This is a genomic window from Streptomyces sp. CNZ287 (genome assembly GCF_007827615.1).
Map to the genome: position 1 here is coordinate 182,017 of NZ_VISV01000003.1, position 18,218 is coordinate 200,234.

Here is an 18,218-nt window from a genome sequence, read left to right on the forward strand (position 1 = left end):
TGACGCGCGTAGAGCGAATGCGCGGAAAACAGGCGCATTCGCTCCACGCGGGCACGTCAGCAACCGTTCGTGCTCTTCAGCCGCCGGTCGAGGTAGTCGTACCAGGTGACGCCTTGGACGACCGCGACGACGACGGAGCCGTTGTGGATCTGCTCGTAGTGCAGGTGGGGGGAGAACTCGTAGATCGCGGACGTGGCGCCGACCTTCCCGATCACCTGGCCCCGCTTCACCTGCGTGCCGCGCGCGACGCTGCGCTCCTTCAGATGCGCGTACCGGGTCCGCCAGCCGTCGCCGTGCGCGATGACGACGGTGTTGCCGTAGCCGTCGCCGGTGGAGTAGTACGACGCGACGACCTCGCCCCCCGCGCTGGCGAGTACGCGGCGGCCCAGGTCGTCGGGGGTGCCCTGGGCGTTGTAGTGGTTCCAGTCGATCGAGTGCGCCGGGCTGTGCCCGCTCCAGTTGTTGCCGCGCCAGACCTGGCCGCAGATGAACGGCATCCTGAAGGCGGGCCGGGCCAGCGGTTCCGCCGTCGCGGACGACGTGGCGCCCTGGGGCGCCGCGACGGCGACCGGCGTCGCGACGGCCACGGCGGCGGCCACGCTCACTGCGGCGAACAGTCGGTGGAAACGTCTGCGCATGGTTCTCCCCTTCTCATCGGTGACCCGGCGATTGAAGGGGGCGCCGATACAAAGCGGATACACAAGGGCGGGCAGTCCGCACACGGCCGCGACCTGCTGAAGCCCTGCGGCGGCAGCCTGTCGGACTCCCGGCAGAAGGGCCTTCCGACGGGCGGAAGACGACCCTGCCCGACGTCGTGGAACGGGCCGCGAAGGAGCGGCGTACGAACCGTGCCGCCGGCGTTCCGGTCCGCCCCTGCGCCCGCTGACCCGGCGCGGCGGGGTATGGGCTCCGTTGCGGCGGTGGTACGGATGGCGTCGTGGAGTGGTTTTCGTCTGACGGGTACTGGCTGAGCCGGCTGGTTTTCCAGCGCGGGCTCGCCCTGCTGTACGTCGTCGCCTTCGTCGCCGCGGCGCGGCAGTTCCGGCCGCTCATCGGTGCGCGCGGCATGCTGCCCGTGCCGCGCTTCACCGCGCGGGTGCCGTTCCGGCGGGCGCCGAGTCTCTTCCAGGTGCGGTACTCCGACCGGCTGTTCGCCGGGGTCGCCTGGTGTGGTGCGGCCCTGGCGGCCGCCGTGGCCGGCGGGGCGGCGGATGCGGTGCCGTTGTGGGGGGCGATGCTGCTGTGGGCGGTGTTGTGGGCGCTCTATCTGTCGATCGTCAACGTGGGGCAGGCGTGGTACTCGTTCGGCTGGGAGTCGCTGCTGCTGGAGGCCGGGTTCCTCGCCGTCTTCCTCGGCAACGACACCGTCGGGCCCCCCGTGCCGGTGCTCTTCCTGCTGCGCTGGCTGCTCTTCCGGGTCGAGTTCGGCGCCGGGCTGATCAAGATGCGCGGCGACCGGTGCTGGCGGAAGCTGACCTGCCTCTACTACCACCACGAGACCCAGCCGATGCCCGGGCCGCTGAGCTGGTTCTTCCACCATCTGCCCCGGCCCCTCCACCGCGTCGAGGCCGCCGCCAACCACGTCGCCCAACTCGGGCTGCCCGTACTGCTGTTCACGCCGCAGCCGGTCGCCACCTTCGCCGCCGCGGCCATCGTCGTCACCCAGCTCTGGCTGGTGCTCTCCGGCAACTTCGCCTGGCTCAACTGGATCACCATCCTCGTCGCGCTCACCGCTATCGACGGGCGGTTCGTCGCCGACCACACCCCGCTGCCCGGCCCGCCCGGGTTCGGCGCCACGCCCACCTGGTTCATCGTCGTCGTCTGCGCCGCGACCGCCGTCGTCCTCGCGCTGAGCTGGTGGCCCGCCCGCAACCTGCTCTCCCGGCGGCAGCGGATGAACGCCTCGTTCAACTCCCTCCACCTCGTCAACACCTACGGCGCCTTCGGCAGCATCACCCGCGTACGGCACGAGATCGTCGTCGAGGGCACGGCCGACACCATGCCCACCGCGGCGAGCGAGTGGCGGGAGTACGGGTTCAGGGGCAAGCCCGGCGATCCGCGGCGGCTGCCGCGGCAGTTCGCGCCGTACCACCTGCGGCTCGACTGGCTGATGTGGTTCGCGGCGCTCTCCCCCGCGTACGCGGAGCGGTGGTTCGGCCCCTTCCTGCTGCGGCTGCTCGACGGGGACCGCGACACCCTCCGCCTGCTGGCCCACAACCCCTTCCCCGGCACACCGCCGGGCAGCGTCCGCGCGCGGCTCTTCCGGTACGAGTACACGGGCTGGGCGGAGCTGCGCCGCACCCGGGCGTGGTGGCGGCGGGAGTTCGTCCGCGAGTACGCCCCGCCCGTGACGGCCGGGGAGCGCAGCGGCCTCAGCCCGTGAGCCGCTGGAGCCCCACCACCCGCAGCAGCTCCAGCCGCTGGTGCGACTCGCTGCCCGGCCGCGCCGTGTAGACCACCAGCCGCTGGTCGTGCTCCGGGTTCAGCAGCACCTCGCAGTCCAGCTCCAGCAGCCCGACCACCGGGTGGACGAACCGCTTGGCCTCCCGGCGCCGCACCGCCACGTCGTGTGCCTCCCAGAGCGCCGCGAACTCCGCGCTGCGCGCCCGCAGCCGCCGTACCAGCCCGGCCACCCGGGTGTCGTCCGGCCGCCGGGCGACGGTCGCCCGCAGGTCGGCGACGGCGCGGCGGGCGACGTCCTCGCGGTCCTCCGGCGGGATCAGCGCGCGGCTCTCCGGCTCCGTGAAGAACCGCCAGACGATGTTGCGCCCGTCCCCGGCGCGGTCGGCGGTGTCCCCGGACAGCGCCCGCGACAGGGCGTTCTGCGCCAGCACGTCGCCGCAGTCGGCGAGCACCTGCGCCGGGGTGTCGGTGAGCCGGTCGAGGATCAGCAGCAGCCCCGGGCGGACGTGCGCCCCCGCGCCGCGGGCGCGCGGCGGCTCCTCGCCGGCCAGGTGGAACAGGTGGTCGCGCTCGTCGTCGCCGAGGCGCAGCCCGCGGGCGACGGCGGCGAGCATCTGGCGCGACGGGCGGGAGCCGCGGGCCTGTTCGAGCCGGGTGTAGTGGTCGGCGGACATCCCGGCGAGCTGCGCGACCTCCTCGCGCCGCAGCCCCGGCGTGCGGCGCCGCGCCCCGGGCGGCAGGCCGACGTCCGCGGGGGTGAGCCGGGCGCGGCTGCGGCGCAGGAAGTCGGCCAGCTCCGTTCTGTCCATGGCCACCAAGGGTGCCGCAGGGGTGCGCCCGCAGCCAGGGACCGCCCGTCCCCGGATGAAGCCGTCTCTCCCGTCGCGGGCACGCCGGCCGCAGGGTGGCGGGGACGTCGGCGTACGAGGAGCGGAGTGACGATGAGCGTGCTGGTGACGGGAGCGACGGGGGCAGTCGGGCAGCGGTTCGTACCGCGGCTGCTGCAGTGGGCGGGCGGCGAGGAGGTGCGGCTCCTGGTGCGCGACGAGGAGCGCGCCGCGCCGCTCGCCGGGCGGGGCGCCCGCCTCGTCGTCGGCGATCTGCGGGAGCCCGGCGACCGGCGCCGGGCGCTGGCAGGGGTACGGGACGTGGTGCACGTCGCCGCGGCGTTCCGCGACGTGCCGGACGAGGAGGCGTACGCCGTGAACCGCGACGCGACGCTCGCCCTCGGCGCCGAGGCCGCCGCGGCGGGCGTGCGCCGCTTCGTCTTCACCAGCACCAACCTCGTCTACGGCGCCGGCCGCGGCCGCCCCGCCGTGGAGACCGACGAGCCCCGCGGGGACGGCCCGCTGGCCGGCGCGTACCCGCGGTCGAAGACCGCCGCCGAGCAGGGGCTGCTGGAACTCCACCGGGGCCGCGGCCTCGACGTGCGCGTCGCGCGGCTGGCGTTCGTCTACGGCGAGGGCGACGGGCACCTGGAGGCGTCACTGCGCTGGACCCCGCACATGGCCGCGCACCAGCGGATCCAGATGGTGCACCAGGCGGACGTCGCCCGGGCGCTGTGGCGGGTGCTGAGCGCTCCGGGACTCGCCGGGCGGGTCTACAACGTCGCCGACGACGCGCCGGTCAGCGCGCTGGAGCTGCTGCACCTGGTCGGTGCGCCGGTCCCGGAGGGGATGGCGGAGCGGGCGTCGGACGACCCGTGGCACGGGGTGGTCTCGAACGAGCGGATCCGCGCGGAGCTGGGCTTCCGGCCGCTGTACCCGTCGCTGTGGACGGCCCGGGACGCGGGGGCGCTGTAAGGGAGCGCCGCGTCGGACGAGAACGGCCGGGCCCGGTCCGTACACCGCCGCCACCCGCGGCGTACGGACCGGGCCCGCGCACTTTCGCCGTCCCCGCGCCGCGCCCGCGCGCGCCGCGCCATGCTGGACTCGCCACTCCTTCCCGCCGGCCGGGCGACGTGCGCCCCTCGCAGAGGTTCCGTGCAGAGGTGATGGAGGATCGCAGACCAGCGGCCTCCTCGGGTACGGTCGCCGCGCCGGGCGCCCCACCGTCTGAGGAGAGTAAAGCGTTGCGCGAGTTCACCGTGCCTCCCCTGGCAGACGCACCGAAGTCGGGGGGGCTAGCGGACGCGGTCTTCCAGCGGGCCGCGCAGGATCCCGGGCAGATCGCCTTCGCCCGCAAGGTCGGCGGCGAGTGGCGGGACGTGACGATAGGGGCCTTCCGCGACGAGGTGCTCGCTCTCGCCAAGGGGCTGCTGGCCGCGGGGCTGCGGTTCGGCGACCGGGTGGGGATCATGTGCAGGACCCGGTACGAGTGGACCCAACTGGACTTCGCCCTCTGGTCGATCGGCGCCCAGGCCGTGCCCGTCTACCCGACCTCCGCCCCCGACCAGGCGTACTGGATGCTGCACGACGCCGGCGCCGTGGCCTGCGTGGTCGAGAGCGCGGACCACGCGATGACCGTCGGCTCGGTGATCGACAAGCTGCCCGGGCTCAAGCTGCTCTGGCAGATCGACGAGGGCGCCGTCGAGGAGCTGAGCGCCGCCGGCGCGCACCTCGACGACGACGTGGTGGAGCGGCACCGCCTCGCCGTCACCCCGGACTCCCCCGCCACCGTGATCTACACCTCCGGCACCACCGGCCGGCCGCGCGGCTGCGAGCTGACCCACGCCAACTTCATGGCCGAGGCCGACAACATCCTGCTGCGCTACGAGGCCCTCTTCCGCCCGTACGAGGGCGAGCCCGCCGCCACCCTGCTCTTCCTCCCCCTCGCGCACGTCTTCGGCCGGATGATCCAGGTCACCGCGGTCCGCGGCGGGGTCAAGCTCGGCCACCAGCCGGACCCGTCGGCGCCCGTGCTGCTCGCGGACCTCAGGACGTTCCGGCCCAGCCTCATCCTGGCCGTACCGCACATCTTCGAGAAGATCTACGCAGCCGCCCGCCGCAAGGCCGAGACCGAGGGCCGGCTCGCGGTCTTCGACAAGGCCGCCGACGTCGCCGTCCGGTACGCCGGGGCCCGCGAGGACGCGTCCTTCGGCGCAGGCCGCGGGCCCGGCCCGGCGCTGCGGGTGGAGCACCAGGTGTTCGACAAGCTGGTGTACGCCAAGATGCGCGCGGCGCTCGGCGGCCGGACCCGCTTCGTGTTCTCCGGCGGCTCGGCGATGCAGCGCCGGCTCGGGCTGTTCTTCGCCGGCGCGGGCATCACGGTCATCGAGGGCTACGGCCTGACGGAGACCACCGCCGCCGCGGTCGCCAACCCGCCCGAGCGCCCCCGCTACGGCACCGTCGGCATCCCCATCCCCGGCATCACCGTCTACATCGCCCCCGACGACGAGGTCTGGCTGCACGGCCCGCAGGTCTTCAGCGGCTACATCGGCGACCGGCCGGGCGCCGCGCACGCGCTGCGCGACGGCTGGCTGGCCACCGGCGACCTGGGCAGCCTCGACGAGGACGGCTATCTGACGATCACCGGCAGGAAGAAGGAGCTGCTGGTGACGTCGAACGGCAAGAGCGTCTCGCCGGTGCCGCTGGAGGAGCGGGTGCGGGCGCACCCGCTGGTCTCGCAGTGCCTGGCGGTCGGCAACGACCGGCCGTACGTCGCGGCGCTGGTCACCCTGGACCCGGACGGCGTGGCGCACTGGCAGCTCATGCGCGGCCGGCCGTCGATGACTCCGTCCGAGCTGGTCAGGGACGGGGAGCTGGAGGCCGAGATCCGGCGGGCGGTGGTGGCGGCCAACACCCAGGTGTCGCCGCCGGAGTCGATCCGGGCCTTCCGGATACTGGCCGTGCAGTTCACCGAGGAGCACGGGCTGGTGACGCCGTCGCTGAAGCTGAAGCGGAAGGCGATCGAGAAGGCGTACGCGAACGAGGTCGAGGCCCTTTACCAGACGTAGGCCCGGTCCGGATGATGATCGAGGGAATGCCACGGCGGCCGATCGCGGTTAGCGTCGGGAGGGCGAACCGCCTGTACGCACTTTTCGACCAAGAGGGATGCATCCCACGTGAGCAACGTTCCGACCATCACCCTCAACAACGGCGTCGCGATGCCGCAGCTCGGCTTCGGCGTCTGGCAGGTGCCCGACGCCGAGGCCGAGACCGCGGTGCGCACCGCCCTCGACGCCGGTTACCGGAGCATCGACACCGCCGCCGTCTACGGGAACGAGGCGGGCACGGGCAAGGCCCTGACCGGGTCCGGCCTCCCGCGCGAGGAACTGTTCGTCACCACGAAGCTGTGGAACTCCGAGCACGGCTACGACGCCGCCCTGCGCGCGTTCGACGACTCGCTGCGCCGGCTGGGCCTGGACCACGTCGACCTGTACCTGATCCACTGGCCGGCGCCGGCCAAGGACAGGTACCTGGAGACCTGGCGGGCCCTGGAGAAGCTGTACGCGGACGGGCGCGCCCGCGCCATCGGCGTCTCCAACTTCCAGCCCGCCCATCTCCAGCGGGTCCTGGACGAGGGCACCGTCGTGCCCGCGCTGAACCAGGTCGAGCTGCACCCGGACTTCGCCCAGGCCGACGTGCGCGCCTTCCACGCCGCGCACGGCATCGCCACCGAGGCGTGGTCGCCGCTGGGCCAGGGCAAGGGGCTGCTGGACGAGCCGGTGCTGCGGGAGCTGGGCGAGAAGCACGGCCGCAGCCCCGCGCAGATCGCGCTGCGCTGGCATCTGCAACTGGGCAACGTGGTCATCCCCAAGTCCGTCACCCCGTCGCGGATCCGGGAGAACATCGACGTCTTCGGCTTCGAGCTGGACGACGCCGACATGGCCGCCGTCGCGGGCCTGGACACGGGCAACCGCATCGGCGACAACCCCGACGACGTGAACTGACGCACCCCACCCCGCGGACGGCCGGCCGTCCCGCTCGGAACCGTTGCACCCGCAACCGCGTCTGAGGGGACGACCGGAAGTCGATCATCGAGGGGGAGTCAGATGGCTGCACGGGCCGGACGTGAGCTCGACTGGGACGGCTGCTTCAACGTACGCGACCTCGGCGGGCTGCCCGCGGCCGGCGGCCGCCGCACCCGGCCCGGCGCACTGGTGCGCGCCGACAACCTGGACGGGCTGACCGGCGCGGGCTGGGCCGCCGTCGCGGACCACGGCGTCCGCACCGTGGTCGACCTGCGCAACGCCATCGACCACCGGCCCCGGCTGCCCCGCCCGGAGGGCATCGGGCTGGTCCGGGTGCCCGTGGACGAGCTGGCCGGGAACGTGCGCTGGTGGCGCGAGTGGGGCCACCTCGAAGGGACCCCGCTGACCTGGGCCGCCTATCTGGAGTACGTGCCGCAGGTGGCGGCGTCCGTCGTCCGCGAGGTCGCGGCGGCCCCGCCGGGCGGCGTCGTGGTGCACTGCACCGCGGGCCGGGACCGCACCGGCTTCGCCTCGTTCGTGCTGCTGACGCTCGCCGGGGTGGCGGCGGCCGACATCGCCGCCGACTACCTGCTCAGCGGCCCCAACCACCGGCGGGCCGCGGCCGCTCTGGGCCACCCGGACCAGACGCTGGAGATCGCCGGGATCCAGGCCCGCTCGGGCCGTACCGCCACGCAGGTCATCACCGACACGCACGCGGCCTTCGACGCGGCGGCGTACCTCGCCAAGGCCGGGCTGCCGGACGCGGCGGTCGCCGCGGCCCGGGAGCGGCTGCTCGCGCCGGGGTGACGCGGCGGCCGGGAACGTCAGCTCGCGCCGTGCTCCGGGGCGACGTCCTCGATCCGGCGCGCGAGGTCGAAGTCCAGCTCGGTGACCCGGCCGCCCACGCTGTGGGTGTTGACGGCGATATCGAGGGTGTTGTAACCGAGCGTGAGCATCGCGTGGTGCCCCAGCTCCTCCTGGATCCGGGAGACGTCCGCGACCATCGCGGCGGCGGGCGGGTGCGAGTCGAAGCGGTACGTGCGCGACAGCAGCTCCCCCTCGGCCACCGACCAGCCCGGAAGCCGGGCGAGCCGGTCCTCGGTGTCCTGCGGGGAAAGCGGTTCGACGGCCATGCGAGGGGCTCCCTTCGCGGCGGGGCGGTTCCCGGCCGACAGTACCCCGCGGAACTCGGTTACCGTCGATGACATGACGACCTCCGGTCTCCCCGTCACCCCAGGTACGCCGGCCGGCGGCACGCCCCGTACGGGCGGCCCCGACGACGGCGCCGCCACCGCGGGCGCCCTGCTGCGCAACTGGCGGGAGCGCCGCGGGCTGAGCCAACTGGAGCTGGCGCTGCGCGCGGACTCCTCGGCGCGCCACATCAGCTTCGTCGAGACCGGGCGGTCGCGGCCGAGCCGGGCGATGGTGCTCAAGCTCGCCGAGCACCTGGACATGCCCGTACGCGAACGCAACGCGCTGCTGCTCGCCGCCGGCCACGCGCCGCACTACCCCGAGACCCCCCTGGACGACCCGGCGATGGCCGAGTTGCGCCAGGGCGTCGAGCAGCTCGTCGCCGCGCACGAGCCGTTCCCCGCGGTGGTGGTGGACGGCGCGTACACCGTGGTGGCCGCCAACCGCGGCATCCTGCTGGTCCTCGACGAGGTGCCGGAGGAGCTGCTGCGCCCGCCGCTGAACGCGATGCGGCTGACGCTGCACCCCGACGGGCTGGCGAAGAAGATCCGCAACCTGCCGCAGTGGCGCGCCCATCTGCTGCACCAGATGGACCGCCAGCTCTCGCTGGTGCGCTCGCCCGCACTGAAGGAGCTGTACGACGAGGTGGCGGCCTATCCGCTGCCGCCGGAGGCGGGCGACGAGGTGGTCGAGGAGGTCGGCGGCCGGGCACCGTTCGCGCTGCCGCTGCAGGTGGCGCACGACGGGCACCTGCTGTCGTTCGTCTCCACCATCTCGACCTTCAACACGCCCATGGACGTGACGGTTTCGGAGCTTGCGCTGGAGACGCTGCTGCCCGCGGATCCGGAGACGACGAAGTACCTGCGCCAGCAGCTCGGCTCCTGACTTACCCGATCGGGGCAGGGCACTTCCCACCCGCAAGCTTTCATAAACCTTTAGTAGGGCTTTATTTGACGGAAGGTCCGCCGTCGCGCAAGATCAGCGTGAACTGCCGGTCCCTTCCAGCGCGCCGGCGCCCGAAGGGAGCCCGTCATGGCCAGCCGTCGCGAAGTCCTTGCCACGTCCGCGGTCGCCGTCGGCGCGACCGCCTTACCGCTCCCCGCCGGCACCCCCAACGCCCGCGCGGCGGTCGCCGACCCCGACCCGACCCGGCCGCCGGGCCGCGGCCCGAACGTCGTCCTGATCGTCCTCGACGACCTGGGGTACGGCGATCTCGGCTGCTACGGCTCGGAGTTGATCGACACCCCGCACCTGGACCGGCTCGCCCGCCAGGGCACCCGCTTCACCCAGGGCTACTCCGGCGCCCCGGTGTGCAGCCCGTCCCGCGCCGCGCTGCTCACCGGACGCGTACCGCCGCGCACCGGCGTGCGCAAGGTGCTCAGCCGGGACGACTCGCAGGGGCTGCGGGCCGCGGAGAAGACGCTCCCCGGCTATCTGCGCGACGCGGGCTACCACACGGCCGCCATCGGCAAGTGGCACCTCGGCCGGCTCGACGAGAACCACCCGTCACGGCACGGCTTCGACTCGTACTTCGGCGTCGACGCGATGTTCTCCGAGGACTCGTACCCCACCGAGATCTGGCGCGACGGCGCCCCCGTAGGGACCCTGCGCGACGACGCCGACCTGGCGACGCTGACGCGCCGGTTCACCGACGAGGCGATCGACGTGATCGACCGCGCCGGGAAGCGGCCGTTCTTCATCTACCTCGCCGAGACCATGCCCCACCTCCCGCTCGCCGTGGAGCCGGAGTTCGAGGGCCGCTCCCGCGGCGGCCTCTACGGGGACGCCGTCGAGTCCGTCGACCACCACCTCGGCCGCCTCTTCCGCGCGCTGGCGGACCGCGGCCTCGAACGGGACACGCTGGTCATCGTCGCCAGCGACAACGGCCCCTGGTTCGAGGGCTCCACGGGCGGGCTGCGCGGCCGCAAGTCCGGCTGCTACGAGGGCGGGGTGCGGGTGCCGTTCCTCATGCGCTGGACGGGGACCGTCCCCCGCGGCCGCGAGTCGCACCAGGTGGTCTCGTTCCTCGACGTGCTGCCGACGCTCTGCGGCCTCGCCGGCGTGGTGCCGGACCGCGGGGTGAAGCTCGACGGCACCGACCTGCGCACGGTGCTGCGGGGCGAGCGGCTGCGCGAGCGCCCGCCGGTGCCGTTCTTCCTCGGCCGGCACGCGGCGGCGGTACGCGACGGCCGCTGGAAGCTGCACGTCCGGCGGGCCGGGCGGAACCAGCGCTTCCTGCCCGAGCTGTTCGACCTGGAGGCCGACCCGCGCGAGGTGGCGAACGTGGCCGCGCGCCGGCCCGAGGTCACCGAGCGGCTGCGCACGTACCTCGCCGCGCTGGAGGAGGACGTGGCCGCGGAGCGCCGCCCCGCGGTGGCGCTCACCGCGAAGCCCCCGCTCTTCGCGGGCCGCGCCAACACCCTGCGGGTACGGCTGTCGCGCGCGCTGCGTCCCGGGGGCGGCGGCAAGGCCAGGGTCTCGGTGACGGTCGCGGTGCCGGAGGGCTGGACGGCGACGACCGTACGGAAGGCCGTCGACCTGACCGCCGCCCCGGTGGTCGAGATCGACGTCACCCCGCCGCCCGCGGCGGGTGCACCCGCCGGGCGGCTGCGCGGCCACCGGCTCACGCCCCGGGTCGTCGTCGACGGCCGGACCGTGACCGGCGCCGACGTGCAGGTGTACGCCGTGCCGCACGGCCGCGACGCGGCCCTCGCGCTCGACGCGGGACCCGACGGCCGCCCCGCGCTGCCCTCGTACCGCCATCTGACCCCCGCCACCGCCTGGGACCGGGCCGCCGGGTTCGGCTGGGTCTCCGCCCCGCCGCAGTCCCGCGCCCACGCGGGACCCGACCCGCTGCGCCGCGGCGTGGTCCGCGACCGGTCGGCGGCGGTGCTGCGGCTGCGGCTGGCCGCGGGCCGGCGCCGGATCTCGCTGCTCCGCGGCGACGACAAGCGGCCCACGCACGGTTTCACGGTGGCGGCGGACGGCGAGACGGTGATCGAGCCGGGCCCGCGGCTGCCCGCGGGGGCGTACCGCTGGGAGGAGTTCGTCCTCGACGGCGGGCCCGAAGGCCGGACGATCGAGCTGGGGCTGAGCGGCACCGGGGGCAACAGGTGGACGCTCGTCGCGCTGGTGGTGCACTGACGCCGCCGGGTTCCCACCCCGGCGCCCCCGGGGCACGCCCAACGCGGCCGCCCCGCCCCTGACTTGCCCGAATGGCACCCAGACGTGCCCTCCTGTGCACCTTCATAAACCTGTAATACGCTCTTATTTGACGCAGGGGCCGCCGAAGTCCGAGGATCAGCGGCACCTGCCGGTCTCCCTACGCGCCGGCGTCCGAAGGGAGTCCGTCTTGGCCAGCCGTCGCGATGTCCTCGCAGGATCGGCAGCGGCGCTCGGTACGAGCGCGTTATCCGTCTCGGTCGGCGGGCCCCACCTGCAGACCGCGGCCGCACAGCCGGCCCGGCCCGCGGGCGGCGGCCCGAACGTCATCATGGTGCTCCTGGACGACCTCGGCTACGGCGACCTCGGCTGCTACGGCCATCCGCTGATCCGCACCCCGCGGCTGGACCGGCTCGCCCGCCAGGGCACCCGCTTCACCCAGGGCTACTGCGCCGCCCCCGTGTGCAGCCCCTCGCGCGCCGCGCTGCTCACCGGACGCGTACCGCCGCGCACGGGCATACCGGACGTGCTGAGCCGCGACGACCCGCACGGTCTCGGCACGGCGGAGCGGACCCTGCCCGAGTACCTGCGCACCGCGGGCTACGTCACGGCGGCGATCGGCAAGTGGCACCTCGGCCGGCTCGACGCCCACCACCCGGCGCGGCACGGCTTCGACTCGTTCTTCGGCGTCGACGCGATGTACACGGCGGACACGTACCCCACCGAGGTCTGGCGCGACGAGCAGCCCGTGGAGACGCTGAACAGCGACGCCGATCTGGCGACGCTCACCCGGCGCTTCACCGACGAGGCGATCGACGTCATCGACCGCGCCGGCGACCGGCCGTTCTTCATCTACCTCGCCGAGACCATGCCCCACCTCCCGCTCGCCGTGGAGCCGGAGTTCGACGGCATCTCCCGCGGCGGCCTCTACGGCGACGCCATCGAATCCGTCGACCACCACCTCGGCCGCCTCTTCGACGCGATCGCCGAGCGCGGCCTCGACCGGGAGACGCTGATCATCGTCGCCGGGGACAACGGCCCCTGGTTCGAGGGCTCGTCGGGCGGACTGCGGTCCCGGAAGTTCGAGGTCTTCGAGGGCGGCGTGCGGGTGCCGTTCATCGCCCGCTGGACGGGCACCGTGCCGCGCGGCCGGGAGTCGGACGACGTGGTCTCCTTCCTCGACCTGCTGCCGACGGTGTGCTCGCTGGCCGGCGTCGAGCCGGAGCCGGGCGTGCCGCTGGACGGCACCGACCTGACGGCGACGCTGCGCGGCGCGCGGCTGCGCGAGCGCGCGCCGGTGCCGTTCTTCCTCAGCGCGCGGGCCGCGGCCGTACGCGACGGCCGGTGGAAGCTGCACGTCCGGCGGCGCGGCTCGGACCAGCGCTATCTGCCGGAGCTGTACGACCTCGACGCGGACCCGCGGGAGTCGGTGAACCTGACGGCGCGGCAGCCGGAGGTGACCGCGCGGCTCCAGGAGTTCCTGACGGCGCTGGAGGAGGACATCGCGCGCGAGCAGCGCCCGCCGGTGGAACTCACCGCGGACCTGCCGCTCTTCGCCGGCCGCCCCCATGCCGTCCGGGTACGGCTCACCCGCGCGCTGCGCCCCGGCGGCGACCCCGTGGCGGAGGTGACGGTGTCGCTGGCGGCGCCGGACGGCTGGGCGACGACGGCCGTACGGGAGGTCGTGGACCTCGGCACAGAACCGGTGATCGACGTCGAGGTCACCCCGCCCGCCGCGGTCGCCGCCCCCGCGGGGCGGCTGGCGACGTACGCACTGACGCCCCGCGTCGAGATCGACGGCCGGACCGTGACCGGCGAGCCGGTGCGCGGCTACGCCGTGCCGCACGGCGACGACGTGGCCCTCGCGCTCGACGCGGGCCCGGCCGGCTCCCCGGTCACCCCCTCCTACCGCGCCCTGACGCCCGAATCCTCGTGGACGGAGGAAGCCGGCTACGGCTGGACGGGTGGAGCGCCGGTACCGATGTCCCGCGACCGCGGCGCGCCCGACGTACTGCGCCGCGACATGGTCAACAACCAGCCCGCGGCGCTGCTGCGACTGCGCCTGCCGGCCGGCCGGAGCACGGTCTCCGTGCTGCGCGGCGACGACGACTACGCCACGCCCGGGATCGTCGTCGCGGCGGACGGGACGGAGGTGCTCGCACCGGGACCGCAGGTGCCGGCGGGCGCGTACCAGTGGGAGGAGTTCGTCCTCGACGGCGGGGCGTCGGGCCGGGTGACCGAACTGCGCGTCGGCGCGCCGGAGACCGCGAACTGGAAGATCGTGGCACTGCTGGTGCGCTGACCCGGCCGCGGGCCGCCGCCCCGGCGAGCGCCGGGGCGGCGGCCCGTACGTCCGGGCGGTCAGCGCCCGGCGGCGGCCCGCAGGCCGCGCAGCAGCCCGTACTGCACGACGGCGAAGCCCAGCACCACCGCCGCCTGCATCGGGATCCACACGTATCCCGCGGTGGTCGGGTCGAGGACCCCGGTGACGAGGACGACGACGCTGGCCACCGCCCACGCGACGTTGATGTCGACCACCAGCGCCACCAGACGCGCGGGCGGTACGGGCTTGCGGGCGAGCCAGGCGACGTCGGCGGCGTAGAGGACGAGCACCGCGCCGAGCACGAGCAGCAGCCCGCGGTCCACGCCGAGGAGGTCGGCGACGGGCCCGGAAAGGGCCAGGTACGCCAGCCCGTTGGCGCCGGTGACGACGGCGTCGAGGCCGAGCCAGCGGCGGAGCGTGATCTGCGGGGTGGAGGCGGCGGTCGGGGAGACGGCTGCGGACATGACGGATCACCCTCCGTACGACGTAGGTACCGGTCAGAGCCGGAACCCGGGCCGGAGTTCGCCGGTCCGGGCTCCGATACCCCTACGGTGCCCGCCCCCGCTCCGCACGTCGATTACCGGCGAGGTAATGTCCGGCTCCCCACGGTCCGGCTCTGAGGCGGGCGACCTGCCGGTTTCGGCGCTATTGCGGTGCCGCCTCCGTGGCCCTACGTTTCCGGAAGCGGCCCGTGCCCGGCCTGAGATGAGACGGCGATGGATTTGGAACTGCGGCATCTCAAGCTCGTGCGCGCCATCGCGGAGACGGGGAGCCTCACCCGGGCCGCCGGCCGCCTCGGTCTCGCCCAGTCGGCGATCAGCGCGCAGCTCAAGCGCATCGAACGGGCCCTGGGCGGCCCGTTGTTCGTACGCGACCGGGCCGGCGCCCGGCCCACGGCCCTCGGCGAGCTGGTGCTCGACCGGGCGCAGGTGCTGCTGCCCGCGGTGCGGGAGCTGCAGGAGGAGGCGGTGCGGTTCGCGAACGCCTGGGAGGACATGCACCGGTTCCGGCTCGGCGGCACGCACGGGCCGCTGCTGGGGGCGCTGGTGGACCGGCTGGCGGCGCTCCACCCGGACGAGCCGGTGAGCACGTACACCTCCTGGTCGGTGCAGGAGATCAGCGAGATGGCGTCCTCGGGGCGGCTGGACTTCGCGCTGATCGGGGTCTGCGGCGAGAGCCCGCCGCCCGCGGAGGACCTGGAGTGGCGGGTCGTGGGCACGGACCCGGTGTTCCTCATGCTGGCCGGGGACCATCCGGCGGCGGACGAACCGGAGCTGGAGCTGGGGCGGTTCCGCGAGGAGCGGTGGACGACGGTGCCCGGCGAGGGGTGCTTCGGGGACTGCTTCTCGGCGGCGTGCGCGCGGGCCGGGTTCACGCCGACGCCGATCCTGGAGACCGACACCGTCTCGTGCGCGCACCTGGTGCAGGTCGGCCGCGCGGTGGGGCTGTGCCGGGCGACCATGCCGCCGACGCCGGGGATCGCCACCGTGCCGATCACGGGGACGCCGCTGAGCTGGCGGCACCTCATCGGCTGGCATCCGGAGTCGCCGGCGGCGGGTACGGCGCCCGCCGTGCTGATGTACGCGCGGGCGGCACACGCGGAGGCGGCGCGGCGCAACCCGGTCTACGCGAAGTGGCTCGCCGCCCACCCCGAGTACGGCACCGCCGGCTGACGGGCCGCCCGGCCGCCGTCACCCGGCGCGCTGGTCCTCCGCCACCGGCTCCGCGCGCACCCCGGCCGCCGCCGCCCGGCGCACGACCGGGCCGCCGCACTCGCCGATCCACCGGCGCAGCACCCGGTGCACCGACTCGGCGCCCGCCAGCGTCTCCCCCGCCGGAACCGGCGGCGTCAGCCCCTCGGGCCAGAACAGGAACGCCCGGCTCTGCTCGCCGCCGAGGCCGCCGTGCGAGCCGATCTGGTCCTCGAAGGCGTGCACGGTGCCGGTCTGCGGGTCGTACGAGGAGTTGACCATGATGTCCGCGGCGTGCGGGAAGCGCGCGGTGCGCAGCACCGTCCCGGCGGCGCCGGGCCCGAAGGGCAGCAGCGGGTCGATGCCGACGACCTTGCCGGTCTCCAGATGGTGCTCCGCCCCGTCGGCGCCGAGGACGACGGGGCCGTGCTCCCCGGAGCGCACCAGGACGAAGCCCACCCCGGGGTGCTCCGTCAGCGCCGGCAGCAGCGCCGGGTGGCGGCGCTCGATCGTCTCCCAGCTGGCGACGCCGGGCAGTTCGGGGAAGGACACCAGGCCCAGGTTCCCGGAGGCGAGCACCACGGGCTCCAGCCCGCGGCGCCCCTCGCCGCCGTGCCCGTCCTCCGGGCGCTCGGGCCGGCGCAGCGCGGCGCGGGCGGCGGTGCGGGCCTCGGCGCCGCTCCTGGTCTTGCCGACCCGCCGCGAGACGGGCAGCCCGCAGCCGGCGCGTACCAGGTCCTGCAGCGTGAGACCGTACGCGGCGGCGAACGTCGGGCCGTGGCTCTGGCCGTGGTCCGACAGCAGCACGATGCGGTACAGGCGCGGGGCGTGCTCCGCGGCCTTGGCGATGAGCGCTATCGAGCGGTCGATGCGGCGCAGCACCTGCTGGGTGTCGCGGTGGTGCGGCCCGGCGTAGTGCGCCACCTCGTCGTACGCGACGAGGTCGGCGTAGACCGCCGTGCGCCCGGCGAGCATGTCCCCTATGACGGAGGCCACGACGACGTCCCGGGAGACGACGGTGGCGAAGGCGCGGATGAACGGGTACAGCCCGCCGCGGCCGACGCGCGGCGTCTCCCGGCGCAGCCGGGAGCGCAGCGACTGGAAGACCTCGCGGACGGCCTCGGCGACGAAGGAGGCGAAGGTGCGGGAGGCGTTGGCGGGGTCGGAGAAGTAGGCGAAGTACCCGGCGCGGGAGCGGGTCTTCTTGTTCCGCCGGACGGCGACCGAGAGCACGAGGGCGAGCTGGGTGGCGCCGCCCGTGAAGAGGTTGCCGCGGCTAGCGGTGTCGCCGGGCTCGCCGGTGGCCAGCAGCCCGCCGGGCGCGGCCGGGTCTGCGGTGCGGGAGGCGGCCCGGCGCTCCAGCTCCTGCGCGGTGGAGGGATGGCTGCAGACCATCACCTCGCCGGTCTCCTTCTCGTACCAGCGGAAGGCGGGCACGTCCTCGTTGGTGCCGTGCAGGATGCCGAGCTGGCTGGCGCCCGTCTGGCTGGACCAGTCGGTGCGCCAGGGGATGAGCCGGTGGCTGGTGCCGTGCCACGAGGCGACGGTCTCCATCACCGGCGGCAGCCGGTGCGCGAGCAGCCGCTGCCCGCCGAGGCTGCGCCCGCCGGCCCGCTCGCGCTCCTGGAGCGCGGCGTGCAGCACGTCGTGGCCGACGCCGTCGAGCTGGAGGAAGACGATGCCGGGGGCGGCGTCGGGGGACACCGCGGGCGCGCCGCGGCGGTATGCGAGCCGGGCGAGCCGGCGGCGGTACGCGCCGTCGTCGCGGACGGTGAGCGCGGTGCTGGTGGCGGAGGACGCGGCGGACATCACCGCGGCGACGACGACGGCGGTCTCCGGGTTGGCCTCGCCGCGTCCCGTGGGGTTGAGGCTGAGCGCGATCAGCAGCAGGGAGCCGTTGAGGAAGAAGACGAGCAGGCCGAGCACGAACGCGGGCACCAGCAGCAGGGCCCGGACGAGTACGGGCCAGACCAGCGCGGAGAGCACGCCGAAGACGCCGGCGCCGACGGCGGCGGTGACGGCGATGTGGGTGGCGCTGTCGCCGCCGGGCGCCTGGAGCCGGAAGTCGGGCAGGGCGCCGGCGAGGATGAGCATCGTCACCGTGCCGACGGCCCACACGACGACGATCCGGCCGAGGCCGCGGGCGGCGGCGCGGCGGCCCCTGCGCGTGGCCGCGGCCCGCAGGGCGGTCAGGCCCGCGCGGGATCCGGAGCCGGTGCGGGGCGGGTCGTCCTCGTCCGTACGGAACGGGTCGTCCGGCTCCGTACCGGGTTCGTGGCCCGGCTCCGCGGGGGACCGGCCGTCCGGCTCCGTGCCGGACTCGGGCCCCGGCTCGGTGCGGGACAGGGGGTCCGGGTCCGCGCGGGACCCGGCGTGCGGCCCGGACCGGGGGTCCGGGCCGGGTCTGGTGCCCTCCCCCGCGCCCTCCCCGGACTCGGGCTCTTCACCCGGTCCGGAGTACCCGCCGGGCGCCTTCCGCGGCTCTGCCATGCGCTGTCTCACCTCCGCTCCTGTCGTACCAGCCTTCCACAGCCGGGCGGCAACCCGTTCCGCCCGGAGCCGCGGGGCCGCACGGGGCGGGCGGGACGCCGTACCC

The 18,218-nt window shown here is 74.7% G+C and carries 14 protein-coding genes; 9 read left to right on the top strand and 5 right to left on the bottom strand.

The window, feature by feature from the left end; all coding sequences use genetic code 11:
• Positions 1-56: 56 nt before the first annotated feature.
• On the bottom strand, positions 57-638 hold the full coding sequence (locus FB457_RS08345) for a M23 family metallopeptidase (RefSeq protein ID WP_253911477.1): 582 nt from the start codon (positions 636-638) through the stop codon (positions 57-59).
• Between the two features lie 299 nt (positions 639-937).
• Between FB457_RS08345 and FB457_RS08350 the strand changes: the two genes are divergently transcribed.
• Complete coding sequence (locus FB457_RS08350) at positions 938-2,383, top strand: lipase maturation factor family protein (RefSeq protein WP_047018816.1); 1,446 nt, start codon at positions 938-940, stop codon at positions 2,381-2,383.
• On the opposite strand, the gene FB457_RS08355 is transcribed toward FB457_RS08350, so the two are convergent.
• On the bottom strand, positions 2,373-3,212 hold the full coding sequence (locus FB457_RS08355) for a helix-turn-helix transcriptional regulator (RefSeq protein WP_047018815.1): 840 nt from the start codon (positions 3,210-3,212) through the stop codon (positions 2,373-2,375). The two genes, FB457_RS08350 and FB457_RS08355, sit on opposite strands and share 11 nt — an antisense overlap.
• 132 nt (positions 3,213-3,344) lie before the next feature.
• On the opposite strand from FB457_RS08355, the gene FB457_RS08360 reads away from it, so the two are divergent.
• From FB457_RS08360 to FB457_RS08375, 4 genes are all read left to right on the top strand, one after another.
• Positions 3,345-4,205 (top strand): NAD-dependent epimerase/dehydratase family protein, encoded by an 861-nt coding sequence (locus FB457_RS08360; protein ID WP_047018814.1) that lies wholly within the window; start codon positions 3,345-3,347, stop codon positions 4,203-4,205.
• A gap of 269 nt (positions 4,206-4,474) precedes the next feature.
• Positions 4,475-6,298 (top strand): AMP-dependent synthetase/ligase, encoded by a 1,824-nt coding sequence (locus tag FB457_RS08365; RefSeq protein WP_047018813.1) that lies wholly within the window; start codon positions 4,475-4,477, stop codon positions 6,296-6,298.
• 108 nt (positions 6,299-6,406) lie between these two features.
• Positions 6,407-7,234, top strand: coding sequence for an aldo/keto reductase (locus tag FB457_RS08370; protein ID WP_047018812.1), 828 nt, complete (start codon positions 6,407-6,409; stop codon positions 7,232-7,234).
• Between the two features lie 102 nt (positions 7,235-7,336).
• On the top strand, positions 7,337-8,062 hold the full coding sequence (locus FB457_RS08375) for a tyrosine-protein phosphatase (protein ID WP_047018811.1): 726 nt from the start codon (positions 7,337-7,339) through the stop codon (positions 8,060-8,062).
• A 17-nt stretch (positions 8,063-8,079) separates the two neighbouring features.
• Here the strand turns inward: FB457_RS08375 and FB457_RS08380 are convergent, their stop codons facing one another.
• On the bottom strand, positions 8,080-8,388 hold the full coding sequence (locus FB457_RS08380; RefSeq protein WP_047018810.1) for a 4a-hydroxytetrahydrobiopterin dehydratase: 309 nt from the start codon (positions 8,386-8,388) through the stop codon (positions 8,080-8,082).
• Between the two features lie 73 nt (positions 8,389-8,461).
• Between FB457_RS08380 and FB457_RS08385 the strand changes: the two genes are divergently transcribed.
• From FB457_RS08385 to FB457_RS08395, 3 genes are all read left to right on the top strand, one after another.
• Positions 8,462-9,331, top strand: coding sequence for a helix-turn-helix domain-containing protein (locus FB457_RS08385; RefSeq protein WP_047018809.1), 870 nt, complete (start codon positions 8,462-8,464; stop codon positions 9,329-9,331).
• 147 nt (positions 9,332-9,478) lie between these two features.
• On the top strand, positions 9,479-11,590 hold the full coding sequence (locus FB457_RS08390; protein ID WP_047018808.1) for a sulfatase family protein: 2,112 nt from the start codon (positions 9,479-9,481) through the stop codon (positions 11,588-11,590).
• A 208-nt stretch (positions 11,591-11,798) separates the two neighbouring features.
• The gene (locus tag FB457_RS08395) at positions 11,799-13,910 is read left to right on the top strand and encodes a sulfatase family protein (RefSeq protein WP_047018807.1); all 2,112 of its coding nucleotides are present in this window, start codon (positions 11,799-11,801) and stop codon (positions 13,908-13,910) included.
• Between the two features lie 59 nt (positions 13,911-13,969).
• On the opposite strand, the gene FB457_RS08400 is transcribed toward FB457_RS08395, so the two are convergent.
• Entirely contained in the window at positions 13,970-14,395 is a 426-nt protein-coding gene (locus tag FB457_RS08400) for a hypothetical protein (protein ID WP_047018806.1), read from the bottom strand.
• Positions 14,396-14,647: 252 nt separating this feature from the next.
• Between FB457_RS08400 and FB457_RS08405 the strand changes: the two genes are divergently transcribed.
• A complete protein-coding gene (locus FB457_RS08405) occupies positions 14,648-15,604 on the top strand; it encodes a LysR family transcriptional regulator (protein ID WP_047018805.1) in 957 nt (318 codons plus the stop codon).
• A gap of 18 nt (positions 15,605-15,622) precedes the next feature.
• Here the strand turns inward: FB457_RS08405 and FB457_RS08410 are convergent, their stop codons facing one another.
• Positions 15,623-18,112 (bottom strand): alkaline phosphatase family protein, encoded by a 2,490-nt coding sequence (locus tag FB457_RS08410; protein ID WP_145781391.1) that lies wholly within the window; start codon positions 18,110-18,112, stop codon positions 15,623-15,625.
• Between the last annotated feature and the right edge of the window lie 106 nt (positions 18,113-18,218).